Below are 20,490 nucleotides of genomic sequence, written 5' to 3' on the forward strand. Positions count from 1 at the left end.
ATAAAAGTTAAAACAGATAACATGAAGAAGATAACTTTTTACCTATCGCTTGTAGCCATCCTCTTTGTTTTTGGATGCACAAAAGATTTTGACGAATTAAACCGCGACCCTACAAAAGCCAATGAAAACAATACCGACCCTAATTATTTATTAACCTCGGGTCAATTAAGCTATGGAAATATCACCGAACACCAGTTGTATGAACTGGCGCCAATGGTGCAGGTTTTGGCTAGCACCATTACCCAAACCTCTTACAGCGCCGGCGATAAATACAGTTCGCAGCTGTTTTCGTACAACGATCGCTTTTTTAGCGACGGACAAACCCAAGCTGGCCTCTTTGCCGAATCGATCAATTTGGCCAGCGCAAAAGACCCTGAAAAATACTACAATCTAATTCAGATAGCCAGGGTAATGCGGGTAATGGCCCTGCAAAGGGTAACCGATGTGTACGGTGATATCCCATACTTTCAAAAAAATGGAACCTTGTATCCGAAATACGATAAGCAAGAGGACATTTACAAAGACATGTTGGCCACTTTAGACGATGTTGGCCAAAAATTGGACAAAACCAAGCCTAAAATTACAGGCGATCTTTATTACGATGGCGACATTGACAAATGGCGCAAGTTTACCTATTCGCTGATGTTGCGCGTAGCCATGCGCCTCAGTAAAATAGATCAAGGTACGGCCAGGCTGTATGCAGAAAAAACCAAGGACAAGACCTTTGCCGATTTTGCCGACAATGCCATTTTAAGATTTAATGGCACAGCCGAAGAACGCAAGAACAAATCTGCAAATTCTTGGTTTGGCGATGCGGCTACTTTTGGACAGATCAGGTGGGCCAAAACATTTATAGACTACCTGAAAAACAACAACGACCCAAGGTTATATGTACTGACCGAAAAAGCAGATACTGGCTTGATCAACAATAACGATTTGAGCAAAAAAGCTTTTGGTTATACCAAGATTAACCCAGCACCTACCGGAAAAATATTCGAAGTGCCACAAGGCATGCCTAATGGTTACGATGTAAACGGCGTGCGGAGTATAGAAACCGCACCAGGCTATCCGGGTGCAACGGGTACAGGTGCCAATGCATCTCCTTTGGGTAATTATGCACGTCCATTGAGTGCCGTTTTTGCGGTGCCGACTTTTCCAACTTTCATTCTCACCTATGCCGAAACAGAATTGCTGTTGGCAGAGGCTAAGGCCAGGGGATGGGATGTAGGTGCTACGGCAACTAAAGACCATTACAAAAACGGGGTCACGGCGGCCATGAGGTCATTAGAGCAGTTAAATGGGATGTTAACGATGGGTTCCGAAGTGCAAACTTTTGTGGATGCACATCCTTTAGACGAATCGTCGCTGGAAAAATCATTAGAGATGATCAATTCGCAATATTGGGTAGCTACCCTGTTCGATTTCCCTGAAACTTGGGCAAATTATAGGCGCAGCGGCTATCCGGTACTCACGCCTGTCAATTATCCAGGCAACCGTACCAACGGCGTAATTCCTCGCCGATTGAATTATCCGAATAGAGAGGCTTCATACAATACCACTAATTACAATGATGCCGTGTCTCGCCTAGGGGGCAACGACCTCGATCTGACCAAAAGAGTTTGGTGGGATAAACCTTAAGTAAATGATAAAATGAACCAATGATAGAATTAGAGAATGAAAGGTTAAGGTAAACTACCTATTCAATCATTCAAATCTCAACCATTCAAAATTAAACTTATGAAAAAGATATTCTTTTTATTGTTAGGCCTGGCCATCGTAATTGGCGCCTGCAAAAAAGTAAAAACCGAACAAAAGTATCCCGACATTAAAAGTGATAAGGATACCGAATTGCAGGGATGGACAATTGCCAGAATTGAGCAGATTGCCAAACAAAAGGCAGATTCGATCAGGATTGTTGACTCATTGTCTAAAGTAACCGGACAAGTAGATCCTAATTCTTTATTGACGAAAAAGAACCTGCTCATTGCCTATGTAGAGGTTAATAACCGCTCTTTTAAAAACGTAACCTGTTTTTTGGGCGAAGACAACAAACCTGTAATCGACTTGGCTTGGATTTTTGCGCCGAACATCAATTTAGATGCCGCAACCGGAAAAGCTAAAATTACTTATAACAGGCAGGTGCAAGGCTTAATTAACAATGGCTATATCCGCTATGTGCAAAGCAAGGGCGTAAAAGTAGGGATGACCATTTTAGGTAACCACGACAATGCCGGCTTTATGAATTTCAGGAACCTGGAAGAAGCCACTGCCTTTGCACAGCATGTAGCTATTGAGGTTCGCCGATTGGGTTTAGATGCGATCGATTTTGATGACGAATATTCCGAAACGCCAGCATGGGCCAATAACCAGTCGTTCGCTATGGTGGTTTCGGAAGTGAAACGCCTGTTGCCCGATAAATTTGTACACTGCTATATTTTTGGTGGTGCCTCATCAACGGCTTACAATGGCAAGCGCATGGGCGATTATGCCGATGCTGGTTCTTCAGCATTCTATCCACAAATTCCAAGTGCAGGTAGTGCAGGTTTTCCTATTGGGAAATTAATTGCCAGTGCCAAGCCTTTTTCGCCTTCCTTTCAAGGCTTCGGCAATGCTGAAGCAACCTGTAAAGATTTAATGACTCAAGGCTATAGGGGCGTAATGCTGTTTGATTTCAACGCTTTTGTTACCAATTCTGTCGATTTGTTAAGGCCTTATGTAAAGGGCTTGAAGAATCAGGATGTGCATGAAATAACAGGTTGCGCCATCAGAACAGAAAGTGACGATGTGAACATGGTAGCTCCATAAGCAGACCATTTAAACGATTTTAATTTTTTAAACTTATTTGAGATGAACAAAAAACTCATAAGGTTAGCGCTATTCATATTGTTCTTGCTGCCAGCACAACTGTTGCTGGCGCAAGCCAATATCTTTAGGGCAGGAAATGTAACCATTACAGGTTCCACACCGATAGTATACGGCAAAATTGCCGATATCAACGACGGCAACACAGGTACTGATGTCGAATTTAGTAACCCTGCTTCGAAAAGCGTCGAATTGTTGATCACCTGCAACACACCAGAAAAGGTAGCAGAGTATTTCGTTAATTATTATTACACCAGTCAAAATGCAACAACCATTACCTTGTCTGGCTCTCAAAACAACAGTACTTGGACACAGATAGACACCCGAACCGTATCGGCCAGCGCCACTACCATTAGCGCTACTTTTACCAACGCAACGAGCTACAAGTACTATAAAATGGTATTCGCTAATATTGCCAGAAACTCGCTAGACATTAGGGAAATTGAGGCTTATGGCGATGGCCCTGTAGTAAGTACTTTAACGGCAACGCCAGGCCTAACCGGCGATGTGGTAAATGTATCATGGACCAAATCAATCCGCAACCAAGGCAGCTATGAATTGGAACGCTCGCTAAATGGCACCGATTTTACCTTGGCTTATACTGGCACTACCGCAACCGCCATTTCTTTTACAGATGATAAGCGGACAGCGGCAACAGACTACTGGTACAGGGTGAGGGCCATCATTAACCAGGTTCCCCAGCCTTATTCTACTGTGGTAAAAGTAACCACGGTTGACGATGTGTTGAAAAATGCACCTGTACTCACCGCTACACCGGGTAACTTAAGCCGTGAAATTGTATTGAACTGGAGCGGACTGAATATTTATACCGCTGGGCAATTTATCCTCGAAAAATCGACAGATGGCAGCAATTATACTTTGTTTCAAACCTTGGATAAAGCCATCCAAACCTTTACCGATACCACAGCCTTGCGCAGCACCAATTATTGGTACAGGATAAAAGGAGTGAACTATAAATCTACTTCGCCCTTATCTAATGTGGCAGTGGTTACTTCTGGCAACGATGTTTTGGCAAAAGCGCCAACATTAACCGCCGCGGCAGGCAACATTGGAACAGTGGCTAATTTATCCTGGGCTGGATTGACCATTTATACTGCTGGACAATTTCAAATAGAAAGATCGAATAACGGCGCAGACTTTACCTTGTTAAAAACCGTAGATAAATCGATCAGCACCTATGCAGATTCTACACTCACACAAGCCTCCGATTTCTGGTACAGGGTAAGGGGGGTGAATGCAGTAGCACCATCACCCTATTCGAATGTGGTAAAAGTTACTACCGTAAGCGATGTACTTACCGCAGCACCTGTCCTAAAAGTAATTTCACCAACTGGTACACAAGCTAGCTTATCCTGGGTATTTTCTTTTGCTACTGCTGGCGGATTTGAATTGGAGAAATCGACCGATGGAACCAATTTTATACTGATGGGCAAGGTAGATAAGGGTATTTTGAGCTATAATGAAGAATCGCTAAGTTCAAATACTTCTTATTGGTACAGGGTGAGGGCTTATAATTATGTTTCTAAATCGCCTTATTCGGCAGTCATAAAAATTACCACTAATGGCGTTACTTCAATGCCTGCAGATATAACCGACGATGGAGGAAAATTAACCGCAAGTGCCGAAAACTCTGGTGGAGTAGGTGCTAGCGAAGGTTCGCCTAAATTAATCGACAACAACATTGCCACCAAATGGCTGGTTTTTAACGTACAGGCCAGTGGCGATCTTTCGGCAACTTATGAACCCAAAGGCGCCTACATCGTTACAGGCTATAGGCTGGGCACGGCAGGAGATGCCCCCGGACGTGATCCGAAAAATTGGCGCTTCGAAGGTTCGAACGATAAGCTGGCTTGGACAGTTTTAGACACCAAAACCAATCAATTGGGTGCGGTGGCGGATAGAAATACGATTTATAATTTCGACATTCCAACGCCGGGCACAGTTGCCTTTAAGTTTTATCGCATTGTATTTACGGCCAATAATGGCGCCACCGATGGCGTTCGCTTCCAAATCTCAGAGTGGCAGATTATGGGTATCGATCCTAATGCACCAGATGTGCCAGGCAGCTTAACCGCTTCAAATTTCAAAGCCAATTCGATCGATTTGGCTTGGACTCAAAGCACTGCCAAACCAGCTACCCAGTTTATTTTGCAGCGATCGGAAGATGGTCTTTATTATAAACCAATTGATACTTTGGAAGGTACTGCGAAAAACTATACCGATGCCAATTTATACGAAGGTTTCACCTATTATTACCGCATCAGTGCCATTGGAACTACCCCAACAGCAATTTCTGGCTGGTCTAACGTAGCACAAGGCACTACACTGAGCGATAAAAAACCTTTAAGTCCTAAAGACCTGACCTTAAAAACTGCTGGAGAAACTACCATCAGCTTAACCTGGACAGACCGGGCAATTGACGAGACGGGTTATGTATTAGAAAGATCGAGGGATAACACCACTTTTACGGCCATTAAAACCTTGGCTGCCAACACCACAAGCTACACCGATGCAACGGTATGGCCGGCTACAGTTTTTTACTACCGCATCAGGGCCCAAAGAGATGCCAATTTCTCGCCATATTCGAATGTATTGAGCGTAACTACCGGAGGCATTAATACCCCACCTTCGTCGGCACCAATTATTTACAGAAAAATATGTACTGCAGTGGGCACCTATAAATTCAGCATTAATGGTTTAACTGGAGGCCCTGGGTTTGAAAATGTACAAAAGTTAAAAGTAACGGGTATTAGCAGCGAAGACTTAACAGTAAGCGATTTGACTTTCCAGCCAGAAGTAATTGATGGTACAGCCTACTACGGTTTCAAAACCACCAATGTGGCTAAAGTAGGTGATTCGGCTACTATTGTGCTTACCATAAAAGACGATGGGGGAACCTTGAATTTTGGGGCAGATAGTGCGCTCTTTAAGGTGAAGATCTATTTTGTGCCTTTTAAAATCAACATTACGGCAGATAAGGCAATTACCAATGTGCCAAGATATACTTTGGTTAACCTAACCGTAAATACAGATTATCCTTCCAATACCACTTTTGAATGGGATAAAGCCGAAGGCATAGAAGGCGCTACAAATGGCATTAAATTAAGGGTGAGGCCAAACAAGCCAACCACCTACACGGTAAATGCCACCACCGCATCAGGCTGTAAAACAACGGCAAGTATTACCATCGTTCCGCAAGATTCACTGGTGGTCTCTAACGTGCTCACACCAAATGCCGACGGCAAAAACGATACCTGGATCATCTACGGTATCCAGAAATATGAAAATAACCAGGTAAAGGTGGTCGATAGACAAGGACAAACCGTACTCAACAAGAAAAATTACAACAACGATTGGGATGGAACCTATAACGGCAGCGCATTGCCACAGGGAGGCTACTATTACATTGTGGAAACCAATGATGGCAGCAAACCGAAAACAGGGGTATTAATGATCGTTAAACAAAATAACCGATGAAAAGGAAAATAATTCAAAGTGTGTTATTGCTCGGCATTTGCCTGGGCAGTATGAGCAGCACAAAGGCACAGACCGCTAATTTTGGTACCGGCTATTTTCAGAACCAGTACTTGTTTAACCCAGCCATGTTGGGAACCAACGCCAATCAGTTAAATGTAAACGCCGCTTTTAAACGCGAATCGACAGGGATAGATAACGGGCCAAAAACCCTTTACCTTACTGCTGATTATGCTTTTGACAATGCCATGGGTTTGGGTATAAATGTACTGGCCGATAAGCTTGGCCCGCTAAGCACCACTAAATTCATGGCCAGTTATGGCTATCAGCTCAAGCTTGATGACAAACAAAAAATACAATTCGGCCTTTCGGCTGGTGGGGTGGTAGAGCGTTTCAATACCATTGATATTACCGGCGATGCTGCGGATGAGTTGCTGTACAATTACAGCGATCGAAAAATGCAGTTTGAGGCTGATTTTGGTATTGCCTACCTCCGCGATGGCTTAACTGTGCAGGCTACAGCACCCAATTTGGTGTCTACATTGGGCGATCAGGAAAGAAGTTCGCTAAACCTGGCCACTTTCTTTGCAGCTGCTTCCTATCGCTTTAATATAGGAGGTGGCGATCGCAATGCCATTAACCTCGAGCCCAAAGTAGCCTTTCGTAGCTTCAAGGGACTTAAAAATCTGATAGATGCAGGTGTAAATGCCGATTTCATGCAAAACCTGTTTAATGTATACGGCATGTACCATTCTAATGAAAGCTTTACAGGTGGAGTAGGCTTTAAGGCATTAGATGCGCTACAAATCGCTGCATCCTATACCTCGAGCAGCAATAGCTTTAATGGAGGCTCTTTAGGCAATGCATTTGAAGTAGGCTTACGGTTTGCTATTGCTGGAAAGAAAAAATAAATGGCTTGGATAGTTCATGAAATATTAAGTTTTCATTGTTGTTAATAAGCGCTGCTGAGCCTTGGTTGGTCTGCTGTTGTGCGCAGCAAGACTGGCCAGGCGAGGTTTGCATAAGGGCAAATTAATCTTCATCTAAAATTCATTTTTAATCGTAATATTTATGTTATATTTACTTGGCGCTCAAAAAATGTCATCGTTACTAAAACGTTTTATAACATTTGCCTATGTAGAATTTTACAAACTAGGTTCCGCCCAATGTGTATGCTGCATTGCGCCTGAGCCCAAGCGTTTTGGCAAGAGCCCGAACTCCTATGTCATATGTATTGCGCTTGATCATTCTCTTAAAAGAAGTTCGATTACTTACCAAATTTAAACCATGAAAAACAAAACCAAACTTGTCTTCGATAGCCATTCGAGGCTATTGATTGTTCAATTTACGACTCGGGAGCTCATGCAACCAAAACCCGTGTATGCCAAATGCTTTAGTTGTTGAAAGAATTTTAATCGGCTAGCTGGATATTTCTCTGGCGCGTTAATTTTTATCCAAATTACTAAAACGTTTTATTTGAAAGGAAACCAAGTATGAACTCAATTTTCAAAAATCGGCCATGTTTTGTATTTCAAATTTAAGGTCAGGGATAAGCCGTTTTGAATAGCCTTGCTGTTAATCCGACTTTACTCGAACCTTAAGAAAACTGTTTAATTAGCTAACCAAATTTTGTGAACTATGAAAATAAAGCTTTTATTATTGTTTTTTGCCTTGATATGCACTTCAAGCTTAATGGCTCAAAACAGGATCCTTACGGGTACCATTACCGATCAAAAAGACAAAAGCCCTATTGTAGGTGCTTCTGTTAGGGTTAAAGGCACCACCAACGGCACATCTGCCGATGCAGATGGCAAATTTAAACTCAATGTGCCTTCGGGTGCTTTGGTTATTGAAGTAATTTCAGTAGGCTATACCACCAGTACCATCCAGGTAGATGCCAATACAAATACCATTGAGGTTGCACTTGCCTCAAGTACTGCCGAGTTGGGCGAAGTAGTGATTACGGCGCTGGGGATTAAAAAATCAACCAGAGCCTTAACCTATAACGTTCAAACACTGGGAAGCAAAGCCGTAAACGATGTGAAAGATCCAAGTTTTGTAAACAGCCTAACGGGCAAAGTTGCAGGCTTAACCTTAACACACTCTTCAGCACCAGGTGGCTCAACAAAAGCAGTGTTGCGTGGCAACAAATCCATTAATGGAAATAACAATGCCCTTTACGTAGTAGATGGGGTGCCCTTGCCGAGCTTAAATAGCTCAAATGTGAGCGACGGCTTTCAGCTTTCCGACAGTGGCGATGGTATTTCTAACATCAACCCCGACGATATTGAAGAGATCAGCGTATTAAGTGGTGCCTCGGCTGCTGCTTTATATGGCGGTGCGGCTGCCAATGGGGTAATCTTAATCACCACTAAAAAAGGTAAATCAGGAAAAGCGTCTATCAATTTTAACTCAAGTGTAACCTTCGATAGGCCATTTGTATTGCCAGAGGTACAAACTACCTATGGCGCTGCAGCTAATGGGTTTAATGGTTGGGGCGCTAAAGCAGCTGGTTCAAGTGGCTATGATCCGAACGATTTTTTTAATACGGGAAAAACCTATACCAACGCTTTGTCTATCTCTGGCGGAACAGAAAAAAGCCAGTCTTATTTTTCGGCTGCGGCAACCAACGCCGAGGGTATCATTCCCAATAATAAGTTAGACAGGTATAATTTTTCTTACCGAAATACCGCTTCGTTTTTTGGCGATAAGTTGAGCTTAGATGCGAACATTGCCTATACCTATCAGAAATCGCAAAACATGCCGGGACAAGGCCAATATTATAACCCTTTAACCGGAGTATATTTATTTCCAAGTGCATCGGCAGATTTTAATCAATACAAGAATTTTGAAGTATTTAATCCGACAAGAAACATCAACGTTCAAAACTGGCCTTACGATCCTAGTGGTATCGCCCTGCAAAATCCTTATTGGATAGCCAACAGAAACCTGTTCAATACAGAACGCAACAGGATATTAGGCTCGGTTACGGCGAAGTATAACTTTACCAGTTATCTCAATTTGCAAGGTAGGGCAAAAATAGATCGAACTACCGATTTTGGCACAACCAAGCTCTATGCAACCACAATTCCGGTACTAACAGACAACAGCAATAATGGTAAGTACAACGAAAGAAATGCTTTAAATAGTCAAACTTATGCCGATTTATTGTTGAACTTCAATAAAACCTTTGATCAGTTTAGCCTAAATGCAACCCTGGGCGCCAGTATTTTAAATACAAAGATCCAAACCACAGATATTGGTGGCCCATTGGATCCATTCAAGGTGCCTAATTTCTTTAGCTTGTACAATATAGATCCAAGCAAGCTGAATGTCAATCCTGCTCCTTATGGCTCAGATCCGAGACCATTTTATAGAGAGCAGAACCAGGCGGCATTTTTTACGGGAACGTTGGGTTACAAAAACTATTTGTTCTTAGACGTAACGGCTCGTAACGACTGGAATTCGTCTTTGCCAAAATCATTTTTCTACCCTTCTGTAGGTTTAAGTGCCATCGTGAGCGATATGGTTAAACTGCCTGAAGCCATTTCTTTTGCCAAGTTAAGGCTGTCGTATGCAGAAGGTGGCAACGCCATTCCGCCACAATATGCTTATGCAGGCAATCCAACTTATCCTGTTACCAGCGGCGGTATTTCGCTGAATACGGGTAAATCTTTGGGTAATGCCTTGAAGTCGGAGCGATCAAAATCTTTTGAGGTAGGTGCAGACCTAAAATTCTTGAATAATAAGCTGAATTTAATGGCTACCTATTATAGAACCAATACTTTTAACCAGTTTTTCCGCTTGCCAGCAGCGCCTTCTACCGGATACACCTATATCGATTACAATGCGGGCCAGGTAAGGAACCAAGGTTTGGAAAGTTCTTTAAGTTACAATGCAGAATTTGGCGAATTCAAATGGACACCTACGGTTAATTTCTCTTTTAACCGTAATAAGGTCATCGAGCTTTTGAATACCATTGATCCAGCTACAGGCCAGCCGGTGCATGTAACAAGCTTAAGCTTGGCAGGTAGTTCTGTGATATTGGAGGGAAGTTCTTATGGAGACATTCAAGTAAAGGATTATGTGCGCGATGCGAGTGGAAACATTACATTGGATGCCAGTGGCTTGCCACAATATTCCAATAACCTAATCGTGGTTGGCAATGTTAATCCCAAATACCTGTTGAGCTTTAACAATAGCTTCAATTATAAAAATTTTAGTTTGAGCTTTTTGTTAGACGGACGTTTTGGAGGCAGTGTGGTTTCGAATACCGAAAAGGTATTGGATCAATTCGGCATGTCGCAGAGAACAGCCTTGTCGCGCGACAACGGAGGCGTAAAATTTAATGGCGCCGATATCACCAAAGATTATTACGGCAGGATTTCATCAGATTATGCACCTTATGTGTATAGTGCTACCAATATCCGTTTGCGCGAATTGTCATTTGGCTACACCATCCCTGGTAAAGTATTCAACAATAAGATCCAACAGCTTCAATTATCGGTAATTGGCAGGAACCTATGGATGATCAAAAATAAAGCACCATTCGATCCTGAGGTAATTACCTTAACTGGCAATAGTTTTCAAGGTTTTGAAGATTTTTCAGTGCCAAGTTTAAGGAGCATCGGATTTAGTTTAAAATTTACTTTATAATATTAAGAGCTATGAAATATTTAAATAAAACCTTCAAGTTAGCCCCATTTTTTGTGGTGTGTCTTGTAACATTATTTAGCGCTTGTACCAAGAATTACGATGAATACAATACCAATCCCAATGGATTGACGGATGCCGATTTATTAAAGGACAACCTAGGTGCCGGATCATTTATTCCGGCTATGCAGGTGAATGTTTTTTACTGCAAGCCACAAGATAACTGGAAATACCAAGTGCAACAGAACCTAACTGCCGATACCTATTCTGGCTATTTTGCTACTCCGGGCGGTTTTGGTGGGCCAAATACCACAACCTATGATTTTGTCGCCAAAAATTGGAACATACACGCATTTCAGATCGCTTATAGTGGTATCATGGGCAGCTGGAAAGAGATCAAAAATCGCGCGGCCAACGCACCACAGGTAGGGGCGGTAGCCGATATCATCAAAGTAGAAGGCATGCACAGGGTTACCGATATCTACGGACCTATTCCTTATACCAAATTTGGGGTCAACACCTTAACCACACCTTATGATGACCAGCAAACCATTTACACCGCATTTTTTAAGGAATTGGACGATGCCATCAAAGTATTGAGCGATTATGTAGTTAAAAACCCGGCAGACAATACGCTAAGCAAATTTGACCTCGTGTACAATGGCGATTATAAGCAATGGATCAGATTTGCAAACTCGCTGAAATTACGCTTGGCTATCCGCATTGTGTATGCCAACAAAAGCTTGGCCCAAACCAAGGCAGAAGAGGCTGTAAAAAATAGTTATGGGGTGCTAACCACAAATGCAGATAATGCTTTGGTTATTGCAGGCAAAGGTATAGCTACTTCCAATGGTTTATGGGTAGCAGATCAGGCTTATGACGATACCCGCATGAATGCATCAATCGAATCTATTTTAAAAGGCTATAACGATAACCGCCTGACCAAATATTTTCAGGTTTCGAGAATAACTCCCGGCGATTACAGGGGCATTAGGAACGGAATTACCATATCTGGCGATAAACCAGAAGGCTATTTGAAAGCATCTTCTACTACATTAAAAGAAAGTACGCCTGTACAATACATGTGTGCGGCCGAAGTTGCGTTTTTGCGTGCCGAAGGTGCTTTATGGGGCTGGGATATGGGCGGAACTGCACAATCGTTTTACGAGCAGGGAATCAAATTGTCGTTCGAACAATCTGGCGCAAGTGGGGTAGATGCCTATATTGCCAACAATACGGGCACACAAGCTGCTTATAAAGATCCAGCAAATAATACAGCGAACGATGTGGCTGCTGGCTCGCCTCTGTTAAGCAAAACAACCGTTAAGTGGGACAATGCCGCTAGCGATGAAGTAAAAATGGAAAAAATCATTACCCAAAAATGGATTGCTATTTTCCCTGATGGACAGGAAGCTTGGAGCGAATTTAGGCGCACAGGTTATCCGAAAATATTTCCGGTGGTTAATAACCTGAGCGGAGGACTGATAGATACCCAAAAGCAAATTAGGAGGGTGCCTTTTTCTTCTGACGAGTACAAGAGCAACAATGCCGAAGTAGTGAAAGCTGTTGCCTTGCTTGGAGGTCCGGATAATGGTGGTACTAAGCTTTGGTGGGATAAAAAGCCTTAAAAAATTAACTGTTGAGAAATAAATTTTATGTTCAATCTGCCGATTAATAATTCATTAATCGGTAGATTTGATCAACCAAAAATATTGCCTGTGAAAAATAATCTAATCTTATCAATGATCAGTAGATCGTTTACTAAAACGATTAACCAAATTGCCTGTGTAGTACTCTTAATTGCACTTGCACAAGTTTCCTATGCACAAAATGCCAAGCGCTTAACCCAATACGTCGATCCGATGATCGGTTCGGCCAAGCATGGACACGTTTTTGTCGGTGCCAACGTCCCTTATGGAGCCGTGCAACTGGGTCCAAACAACATTTTTGAAGGTTGGGATTGGTGCAGCGGCTATAATTACAGCAGTACCAACATTACCGGCTTTGCACACACCCATTTAAGCGGTACCGGAATTGGCGATTTGGGCGATATTTCGATCATGCCGGCTACCGGAAAAGTGATCCTCGAAAAAGGCAAAAAAGACAATTTGGAGCAAGGCTATGCCTCTACTTTTTCGCATGACAAGGAAGTGGCCAAGGCAGGTTATTATAGTGTTTGGTTAGACAGGTATGCCATCAAAGCAGAGCTGACGGCAACCGAACGCGTAGGTTTTCATCAATATACCTTCGAGCCGAAAAGTGAAAATCCGCATTTAATGCTCGATTTGGTGGAAGGCATTGGCTGGGACGCTCCCGTAGCTTCGAGCCTGCAACAAATAGATACCTATACCATTGTAGGCTACAGAAATTCTAAAGGCTGGTCTAGCGATCAAAGGTTGTATTTTGTGATCAAGCTTTCTCAACCTATCAAAAGCCTGAAGATTTACGACAATAACGATCTTCAAAAAAATACAAACGTAAAGGGAAAACAATTAAAAGCTGTTATAGACTTTGTTGCACTTCCACAAAACATATTGCAGGTTAAAGTGGCGCTTTCGCCGGTAAGTACCACGAATGCCATACTCAACCTTAAAACCGAATTGCCAGGCTGGGATTTTAAAGCCACGGTTAAACAAGCCGATGCCAAATGGGAAAAAGAACTGCAAAAAGTGCAGATTGAAGCATCAACCAATACCAAAAAGATTTTTTATACCGCGCTTTACCATACCATGGTGGCACCTTCCTTATTTAACGATGTAAACAAAGATTACCTCGGCACCGATAAGAAAGTGTACAAAAATGCCAATTTCAATAACCTAACCACCTTTTCTCTTTGGGATACCTACCGTGCGGCCCAGCCTTTGTTTACCATTTTACACCAAAATAAAGTGGCCGATGTAGTCAATACTATGTTGGCCATTTACAAACAACAAGGCAAATTGCCGGTTTGGCATTTGATGGGCAGCGAAACCAATACCATGATCGGCTATCATGCGGTACCTGTTATTGTAGATGCCTATTTAAAAGGCTATCGTGGTTTTGATGTGAATTTGGCTTATGAGGCAGTAAAGCAATCGGCTATGCAAAAAACGGAGGGCATTGAATACATTCAGGAACTTAAATACATTCCTGCCGATAAAGTAAACGAATCGGTGGCCAAAGCCATGGAATATGCCATTGACGATTATTGCATTGCACAAATGGCCTTGGCTTTGAACAAGAAGGAAGACTATGCCTATTTTACCAAGAGGGCAGGGCTTTATGCCTTGTATTTCGATCCGCAAACACAGTTTATGCGTGGCAAGTTGGCCAATGGCAATTGGCGGACGCCCTTTAGTCCATTTGCTTCTAAACATCGCGAAGACGACTATACCGAAGGCAATGCCTGGCAATACATTTGGTTGGTACCACATGATGTAGAAGGCTTGGTGAAGCTCTTTGGAAGCGAAAAATCATTTGTAACCAAGCTGGATTCGCTATTCAGTACCCCTTTTCAATTTAGCAAGGACAGCTCACCAGATATCTCTGGACTGATCGGCAACTATGCGCAAGGCAATGAGCCTGGTCACCATATCCCTTATTTGTACAGCTATGTTGGGCAGCCTTGGAAAACCGCCGACCTCATTAGAAAAATAGACAAAGAGTTCTTTACGGCTAAGCCAGATGGCTTATGTGGCAACGAAGATGTGGGACAAATGTCGGCATGGTATGTATTTTCGGCCATGGGCTTTTATCCGGTTAACCCAACAAATGGTGCTTATGTTTTTGGTTCGCCCTTGCTTAACCAAGCCAGTATTAGTTTAGCAGGCAATAAGAAATTCAACATCAAAGTAATGAACAACAGTGCAAGCAATAAGTACATTCAAAAGATTACACTTAACGGCAAACCTTATACCAAGGTCTATATTTTACACAAAACCATTGTTGCAGGCGGTAACCTGCAAATTTACATGGGCAGTACGCCTTCGTCAACATTTGGCGTAAGCGCTGCAGATAGGGCATCATCTCACCTCAATAAATAAGCAATGAAAAACATCTTCCTATTTTTAATATACTCCTTATTGGCATTGCCCCTTATGGCCCAGCAGCGGTACGAGCTTAATTCGGGCTGGCGCTGTGCCAATATTGGCGAGGTAAAGGCCAACGGCGAGGATATCTCGAAAACAAACTTCGCTATCAACGACTGGATGCCTGCTACCGTGCCGGGTACGGTGCTTACTACTTTGCTCAACAACAACAAAGTGCCCGATCCATTTTATGGCATGAACAACAAGCTGATCAAGGATATTTATCATACCGGCAACGCCTATTATACCTATTGGTTTGTTAAATCGTTTCATCAAGTTGCAAAAGGCGATGAGCAGATTTGGCTGCAATTTAGGGGGGTAAACTATAAAACCGAGATCTTTTTAAATGGCAAAAAAGTAAATGCAAAAATCCATGAGGGCATGCATTTGCGTCAGCAATACAACATTACCAAACTATTGGCAGCCAGTGGCGATAACCGTTTGGCCGTATTGGTTTATCCGCCAGATTTTCCCGGCGATCCGAATGGTGGACAAGGCGGAGATGGTACCATTGCCAAAGGGCTTACTACGCAATACACGGCAGGTTGGGACTGGATACAGCCTATCCGAGACCGTAATACCGGTATTTGGGATAAGGTAAACATCGAAAAAACAACAAGCATCAACTTGGAAAACCCGCATATCGTTACTTTGGTGCAAGGCAAGCGCATGGCTACAGGCGCTCAGGCTCCTGCGGTAATCCGAACTTCTTCAGAAATCAGCAATCCGACCACAAAAGTAGTACAAGGATTTTTGCAGTACAGTTTGGAAGGCAAACTGATCCGTACGGCGGTAACCTTAAAACCTGGAGAAAAAAGAGAAGTAAAATTGCCTGATTTTAGCTTGGTACAACCTAAGCTTTGGTGGCCAAATGGCTATGGCGAACAATACCTCTACCAAATTAATTTCCAGTTTGTAAATGCTGCCGGAAAAATATTGGATGAAGAATCCACACAGTTCGGGGTACGCCAAATCGGTAATGTTTGGAATGAACGCACACAAAGCATGGAAGCCCAGGTAAATGGCCAGAAGATTTTTATCAAAGGTGGCAATTGGATCATTTCTGATGCCATGTTGCGTTTTTCTGATGCCCGTTACGATGCCGAAATTCGTTTCCACAAAGACATGAACCTTAACCTGATCCGCATTTGGGGTGGGGCACTTACCGAACGACCAGAGTTTTACAAAGCCTGCGATAAATATGGCTTGTTGGTATTTCAGGATTTTTGGTTTAGTGGCGATTGCAACGGCCGTTGGGTTGATCCGCTAAAGAAAGAAGACCAATGGACCCGTCGTCAATATCCAGATAACCATAGTTTGGTGTTGGAAGCTGCGGCCGACCAGATTAAACTGATCAGGAACCATCCTTCTTTGGCTTTTTGGTGCGGAGGCAATGAAATTACGCCACCAGATGATATTCTAGAACCCCTTAAAAACAAAATATTGCCAGAATTGGATGGTACACGTTATTTCTTCGACTATTCGAATACCGATAGCATGTCGTACAATTCGATTGGAGGCAATGGCGACGGTCCTTATAATATTCAAGATGTGCGTACCTTTTGGGGACATAAGACCTATCCTTATAACTCGGAAGTAGGTTCGGTAGGCGTTGGCGATTACGCTTCGCTGCAGCGTTTTATCCCTGCCAAGAACCTTGTCGCCCCGCAAAATGACGGCTCGGCAGATTCGGTGTGGAGTTACCATCGTTATATTCCCTACTACCAGCATATCAATCCCTATGGGAAAGCAAAAGACGCTGCAGATTTTGCCATGAAGGCCCAATTGGTCAATTATGACCAGTACCGGGCATTGATGGAAGGTTTTTCGAGCCGAATGTGGGATTGGTACACGGGAAGCATTATTTGGAAAACCCAAAACCCTTGGACATCGCTTCGTGGACAGATGTACGACTATTATTTAGATGTAAATGCCTGTTTGTATGGCTTAAGAAAGGGAAGCGAGCCACTCCACATCATGATGAATCCTTTGGATAGCATGATCCACGTGGTGAACAACGGCTTTAAACTGGAACGCAACCTGATGGTGCAGGCCAACGTATATGATATTGCCGGAAAATTGCAGTTTAGCAATCAGCTTTTTTCGGAAATTGGTCCATCAATGGCTAAAAAGATATTTCCGATTAACGATCCGCTTAAAAAGGGCAACTATAAAGAAGGCGCTTTTGTAGTGTTGAGGTTGTTGGGGCCGGATCAAAAGATATTGAGCGAAAATTTATATTGGTTGGCGGGAAAGGATGGAACTTACAGTGGCTTACAAGACATGAAAACTGCCAATTTGAAGGTAACAGTTCAAACCGTAGGCAAGGGCAAGCTTGAGGTAATGCTCGAAAATCCGTCCAATGGACCAATTGCGTTTTTTAATCGCATTGCCCTGGAAAATGCAAATACCGGACTGCGTATTTTACCAGCTTTCTTTTCTGATAATTACCTGAGTATTTTGCCCGGCGAAAAGAAAATGATAGCCGTAGAATTCCCAGATCAAGGCACTTTGCCATTGGCCTTAAGGGTATATGGGTGGAATGTAAAAGACCAGCAGTTGCCCGTACGGTAATTGTAACAAAGAGATGGCAATGCAAGGTAGGAGGGCTGTAAAACAATTAGGGATGATTTATTATAGCGGCTTTTCCTACCTTCATTGCTTATTTAATAGCCTAGGCTTATAATGACAATAAAAATGAAATCAATCTACTTACCAAATGAATAAATATGTAATGGGCATAGACATAGGCGGTTCTCATATAACCGCGGCTATGCTGGATATGGAAAACAGAAGTATCTTAGACAACACCTACGTCAGAAGAAAAATCAATTCGAGGGCAGGGCATGCACAGATATTGGCCGATTGGGTCGATGTAATTGGCGAAACCTTGGGACAGGGAGGCTTTGAAGCCAGTAAAATTGGTATCGCCATGCCTGGTCCTTTCGATTACCAAACAGGTATTTCCTATATGAAGGATACCACTAAATACGAGTCCTTTTATGGACTAAATGTGAAAGAAATGTTGGCCGAGCAATTGAATATTCCTGCTGGCGATATTTTGATGCAAAATGATGCGGCTTGTTTTTTGGCCGGAGAAACCTTTGCCGGTGTAGCACAGGGCTTTGACAAGGTAATTGGCTTAACCCTGGGTACAGGATTGGGCACAGCAGTTTATGAAAAAGGCAAAGCAAGCGATGCCGATCTTTGGCGTTCGCCATTTTTAGATAGCTATGCAGAAGATTACCTTTCTACCCGATGGTTTTTGCGACACTATTATGAACTGACTGGCATTAACGTAATTGATGTGAAGGAAATGGCCAAGTTTTACGAAACTTCGTCTAATGTGCGCGAGGTATTTGATGAGTTTGCCATTAACCTAGCCAATTTTATCGATGAGTTTCAAGCAAAGGCCCAAGCCGATGCTTTGGTGATTGGTGGCAATATTGCTAATGCTGCCGATCGTTTCTTGCCACAAGTGGTTAAGCAATTGAAAAAACACCGCGAAGCCTTGCCGATATATGTTACAGAACTGAATGAGCAGGCCGCTTTAATTGGCGCGGCTAGTTGCTGGCTGGCTAAAGATTAGTTTTTAGTCCGTAGTGAAGAGTCCATAGTCTTTCCCATAGCCTATCTCAAAATTTTATACCCCGAACTTTGTTTCGGGGTTTTTCTTGTCCTACCAAACAAAAAGCCCTCGATTTTCATCGAAGGCTTTTTTGTTGTATCCTAAGTTACTGCCAACCTGGATTTTGTTTCAGGTTTTTATTAAGGGTTAACTGATCAAGTGGCAAAGGATATAAGTACATTTTATCATTCCAAACCATATTGTTGATATTGGCATATACCCTAACGTAGCCATTGGCATCTAAGGGAATATTAGCAACTTGGGCAGGAGGGTAGGTTGCTTTGTAGGCCGGAGTTAATTTCATCCCTAAAATAGTGGCAGGGTTTTCAATTAGTTTACCTGCTTTCCAACGCAATAAATCATTGAACCTGAAACCATCGCCCGCTAATTCTACCCTACGTTCCCTTCTAATTTCCTGGATAGGCAAAGGCAGACTTGGGAATATGGTATTTGGGTCTGCAACCAAAGTTGCCAATACCATGTTTGGCATACCAACCCTTGTTCTTAATTTATTGATAGTTGCATCGATCACTCCCTGATCGAGTTGACCAAGTTCGGCCTTGGCTTCGGCATAGTTGAGCAATACTTCGGCATACCTAAAAATAAACCTGTCAATATTGTCCTGATTCGCATTAGTTAAGGCTGGATCTGGAGATTTTCCCTTTATTAATTGGTAACCTGTAGAGGTAGAGGCTGTGCCAATAGCTGGCCTTTCTAAGATGATTTGAGTTCCATCTGGGTTCTGTGTTAAAACGTAACCAGGTGTAGCGATAGTTTGTGCATAGCGCGGATCACGGTTTTTCACTTCGTTTTCTGGCGTATCTTCTCCGGCATATAGTGGAGAAATGGCCGTTGGCAATCCATCCTTGCAGAGGTAAGAACGAACAAAATCTTTGCTGAACCCACCGCCTCCAGTTCGCGAATAATTGGTAGTAGAGATGTTGGTAATGTAAATGTTGGCTAAAATCGCCTCTTTGTTTTTTGTTAAATCATCTTGCAGAAATAGATTTCTATAATCTGTATTAGGATTACCCGTAGTGTACAAGATATAGCCACCTGTATTCATCAGCTGAAGCGATGCATCGGCAGCCGCTTGTAAAAATACCTGTTCATCGCCAAGGCTGTGGTATTTTCTGAATGTGCCTTCCCAAAGGCAAATTCTTGACTTTAGCGCCAAAGCAGCAAATTTATGAACCCTGTTTTCTGTAGTGGGATCGCCCAAATTGGCAATGGCAAAATCCAAGTCCTTTAATACAAAATCCATTGTCTCTTTATGGGTATTCTGGGGCGCATAAAGCTCTGGTGAAACTTCGTTCAGGTCTGTTTCGTAGATAGGAACTGCACCAAACCTAACTACCAGCTGCCAATAGATCAAGGCCCTAAAAAATCGTACCTCAGCGTTGTACTTTTTTCTAATGTTTTCGGGAACGGTTTCAGAAATGTTTCTTTTCAAAAAGAAATTGCAGGCCCTAATGGAGCCCCAGCTCCAGCCGCCGCCAGTTGCCGGCACAACATAAGTTCCACCTAAGAAAGTATCTATATTGTTGGGAACCATATTGTCTGAAGCATTGTCGTTGCTTGAAAACTCTACCGGTAAAGAACTGTAAAATTGATTTGCGTAAAGCTTTAAATCAGTTTCGCTTTTAAAATAGGTTTGTTCGCTAAACCTGTCTTTTGGAAAACGATCCAAAAAATCTTCCCTCTTGCAAGAAGTCGATCCAATTACAATTAGAATTGCAATGACTCTATATATGATATCATACCTTTTCATGAGTACTTTGTTTT

The 20,490-nt window shown here is 42.7% G+C and carries 10 protein-coding genes; 9 read left to right on the forward strand and 1 reads right to left on the reverse strand.

The window, feature by feature from the left end:
• The first annotated feature begins 21 nt into the window (after window positions 1-21).
• From AC570H_RS02535 to AC570H_RS02575, 9 genes are all read left to right on the forward strand, one after another.
• The gene (locus tag AC570H_RS02535; protein WP_497351392.1) at window positions 22-1,638 is read left to right on the forward strand and encodes a SusD/RagB family nutrient-binding outer membrane lipoprotein; all 1,617 of its coding nucleotides are present in this window, start codon (window positions 22-24) and stop codon (window positions 1,636-1,638) included.
• A gap of 99 nt (window positions 1,639-1,737) precedes the next feature.
• Complete coding sequence (locus tag AC570H_RS02540; protein WP_497351394.1) at window positions 1,738-2,805, forward strand: glycoside hydrolase family 18 protein; 1,068 nt, start codon at window positions 1,738-1,740, stop codon at window positions 2,803-2,805.
• Window positions 2,806-2,847: 42 nt separating this feature from the next.
• Window positions 2,848-6,360 carry a T9SS type B sorting domain-containing protein gene (locus AC570H_RS02545; RefSeq protein ID WP_497351396.1) on the forward strand — a complete coding sequence of 1,171 codons (3,513 nt, stop codon included), beginning with the start codon at window positions 2,848-2,850 and terminating at the stop codon, window positions 6,358-6,360.
• The gene (locus tag AC570H_RS02550) at window positions 6,357-7,268 is read left to right on the forward strand and encodes a PorP/SprF family type IX secretion system membrane protein (RefSeq protein ID WP_497351398.1); all 912 of its coding nucleotides are present in this window, start codon (window positions 6,357-6,359) and stop codon (window positions 7,266-7,268) included. The genes AC570H_RS02545 and AC570H_RS02550 overlap by 4 nt, the downstream gene beginning before the upstream one ends.
• A gap of 727 nt (window positions 7,269-7,995) precedes the next feature.
• Window positions 7,996-11,013 (forward strand): SusC/RagA family TonB-linked outer membrane protein, encoded by a 3,018-nt coding sequence (locus AC570H_RS02555; RefSeq protein WP_497351400.1) that lies wholly within the window; start codon window positions 7,996-7,998, stop codon window positions 11,011-11,013.
• 11 nt (window positions 11,014-11,024) lie between these two features.
• A complete protein-coding gene (locus tag AC570H_RS02560; RefSeq protein ID WP_497351402.1) occupies window positions 11,025-12,638 on the forward strand; it encodes a RagB/SusD family nutrient uptake outer membrane protein in 1,614 nt (537 codons plus the stop codon).
• 90 nt (window positions 12,639-12,728) lie between these two features.
• A complete protein-coding gene (locus AC570H_RS02565; protein WP_497351404.1) occupies window positions 12,729-15,032 on the forward strand; it encodes a GH92 family glycosyl hydrolase in 2,304 nt (767 codons plus the stop codon).
• Between the two features lie 3 nt (window positions 15,033-15,035).
• A complete protein-coding gene (locus AC570H_RS02570; protein WP_497351406.1) occupies window positions 15,036-17,651 on the forward strand; it encodes a glycoside hydrolase family 2 protein in 2,616 nt (871 codons plus the stop codon).
• Window positions 17,652-17,796: 145 nt separating this feature from the next.
• Window positions 17,797-18,666 (forward strand): ROK family protein, encoded by an 870-nt coding sequence (locus tag AC570H_RS02575; protein ID WP_497351408.1) that lies wholly within the window; start codon window positions 17,797-17,799, stop codon window positions 18,664-18,666.
• A 145-nt stretch (window positions 18,667-18,811) separates the two neighbouring features.
• Here the strand turns inward: AC570H_RS02575 and AC570H_RS02580 are convergent, their stop codons facing one another.
• The gene (locus tag AC570H_RS02580; RefSeq protein WP_497351410.1) at window positions 18,812-20,476 is read right to left on the reverse strand and encodes a RagB/SusD family nutrient uptake outer membrane protein; all 1,665 of its coding nucleotides are present in this window, start codon (window positions 20,474-20,476) and stop codon (window positions 18,812-18,814) included.
• Between the last annotated feature and the right edge of the window lie 14 nt (window positions 20,477-20,490).

The sequence above is a fragment of the Pedobacter sp. B4419 genome (assembly GCF_059693725.1).

What these genes read in the sequence shown, in the direction of transcription:
- AC570H_RS02580 (WP_497351410.1), bottom strand. Translation starts at nt 20,476, where the DNA reads ATGAAAAGGTATGATATCATATATAGAGTCATTGCAATTCTAATTGTA.
- AC570H_RS02550 (WP_497351398.1), top strand. Translation starts at nt 6,357, where the DNA reads ATGAAAAGGAAAATAATTCAAAGTGTGTTATTGCTCGGCATTTGCCTG.
- AC570H_RS02555 (WP_497351400.1), top strand. Translation starts at nt 7,996, where the DNA reads ATGAAAATAAAGCTTTTATTATTGTTTTTTGCCTTGATATGCACTTCA.
- AC570H_RS02560 (WP_497351402.1), top strand. Translation starts at nt 11,025, where the DNA reads ATGAAATATTTAAATAAAACCTTCAAGTTAGCCCCATTTTTTGTGGTG.
- AC570H_RS02575 (WP_497351408.1), top strand. Translation starts at nt 17,797, where the DNA reads ATGAATAAATATGTAATGGGCATAGACATAGGCGGTTCTCATATAACC.
- AC570H_RS02545 (WP_497351396.1), top strand. Translation starts at nt 2,848, where the DNA reads ATGAACAAAAAACTCATAAGGTTAGCGCTATTCATATTGTTCTTGCTG.
- AC570H_RS02570 (WP_497351406.1), top strand. Translation starts at nt 15,036, where the DNA reads ATGAAAAACATCTTCCTATTTTTAATATACTCCTTATTGGCATTGCCC.
- AC570H_RS02535 (WP_497351392.1), top strand. Translation starts at nt 22, where the DNA reads ATGAAGAAGATAACTTTTTACCTATCGCTTGTAGCCATCCTCTTTGTT.
- AC570H_RS02540 (WP_497351394.1), top strand. Translation starts at nt 1,738, where the DNA reads ATGAAAAAGATATTCTTTTTATTGTTAGGCCTGGCCATCGTAATTGGC.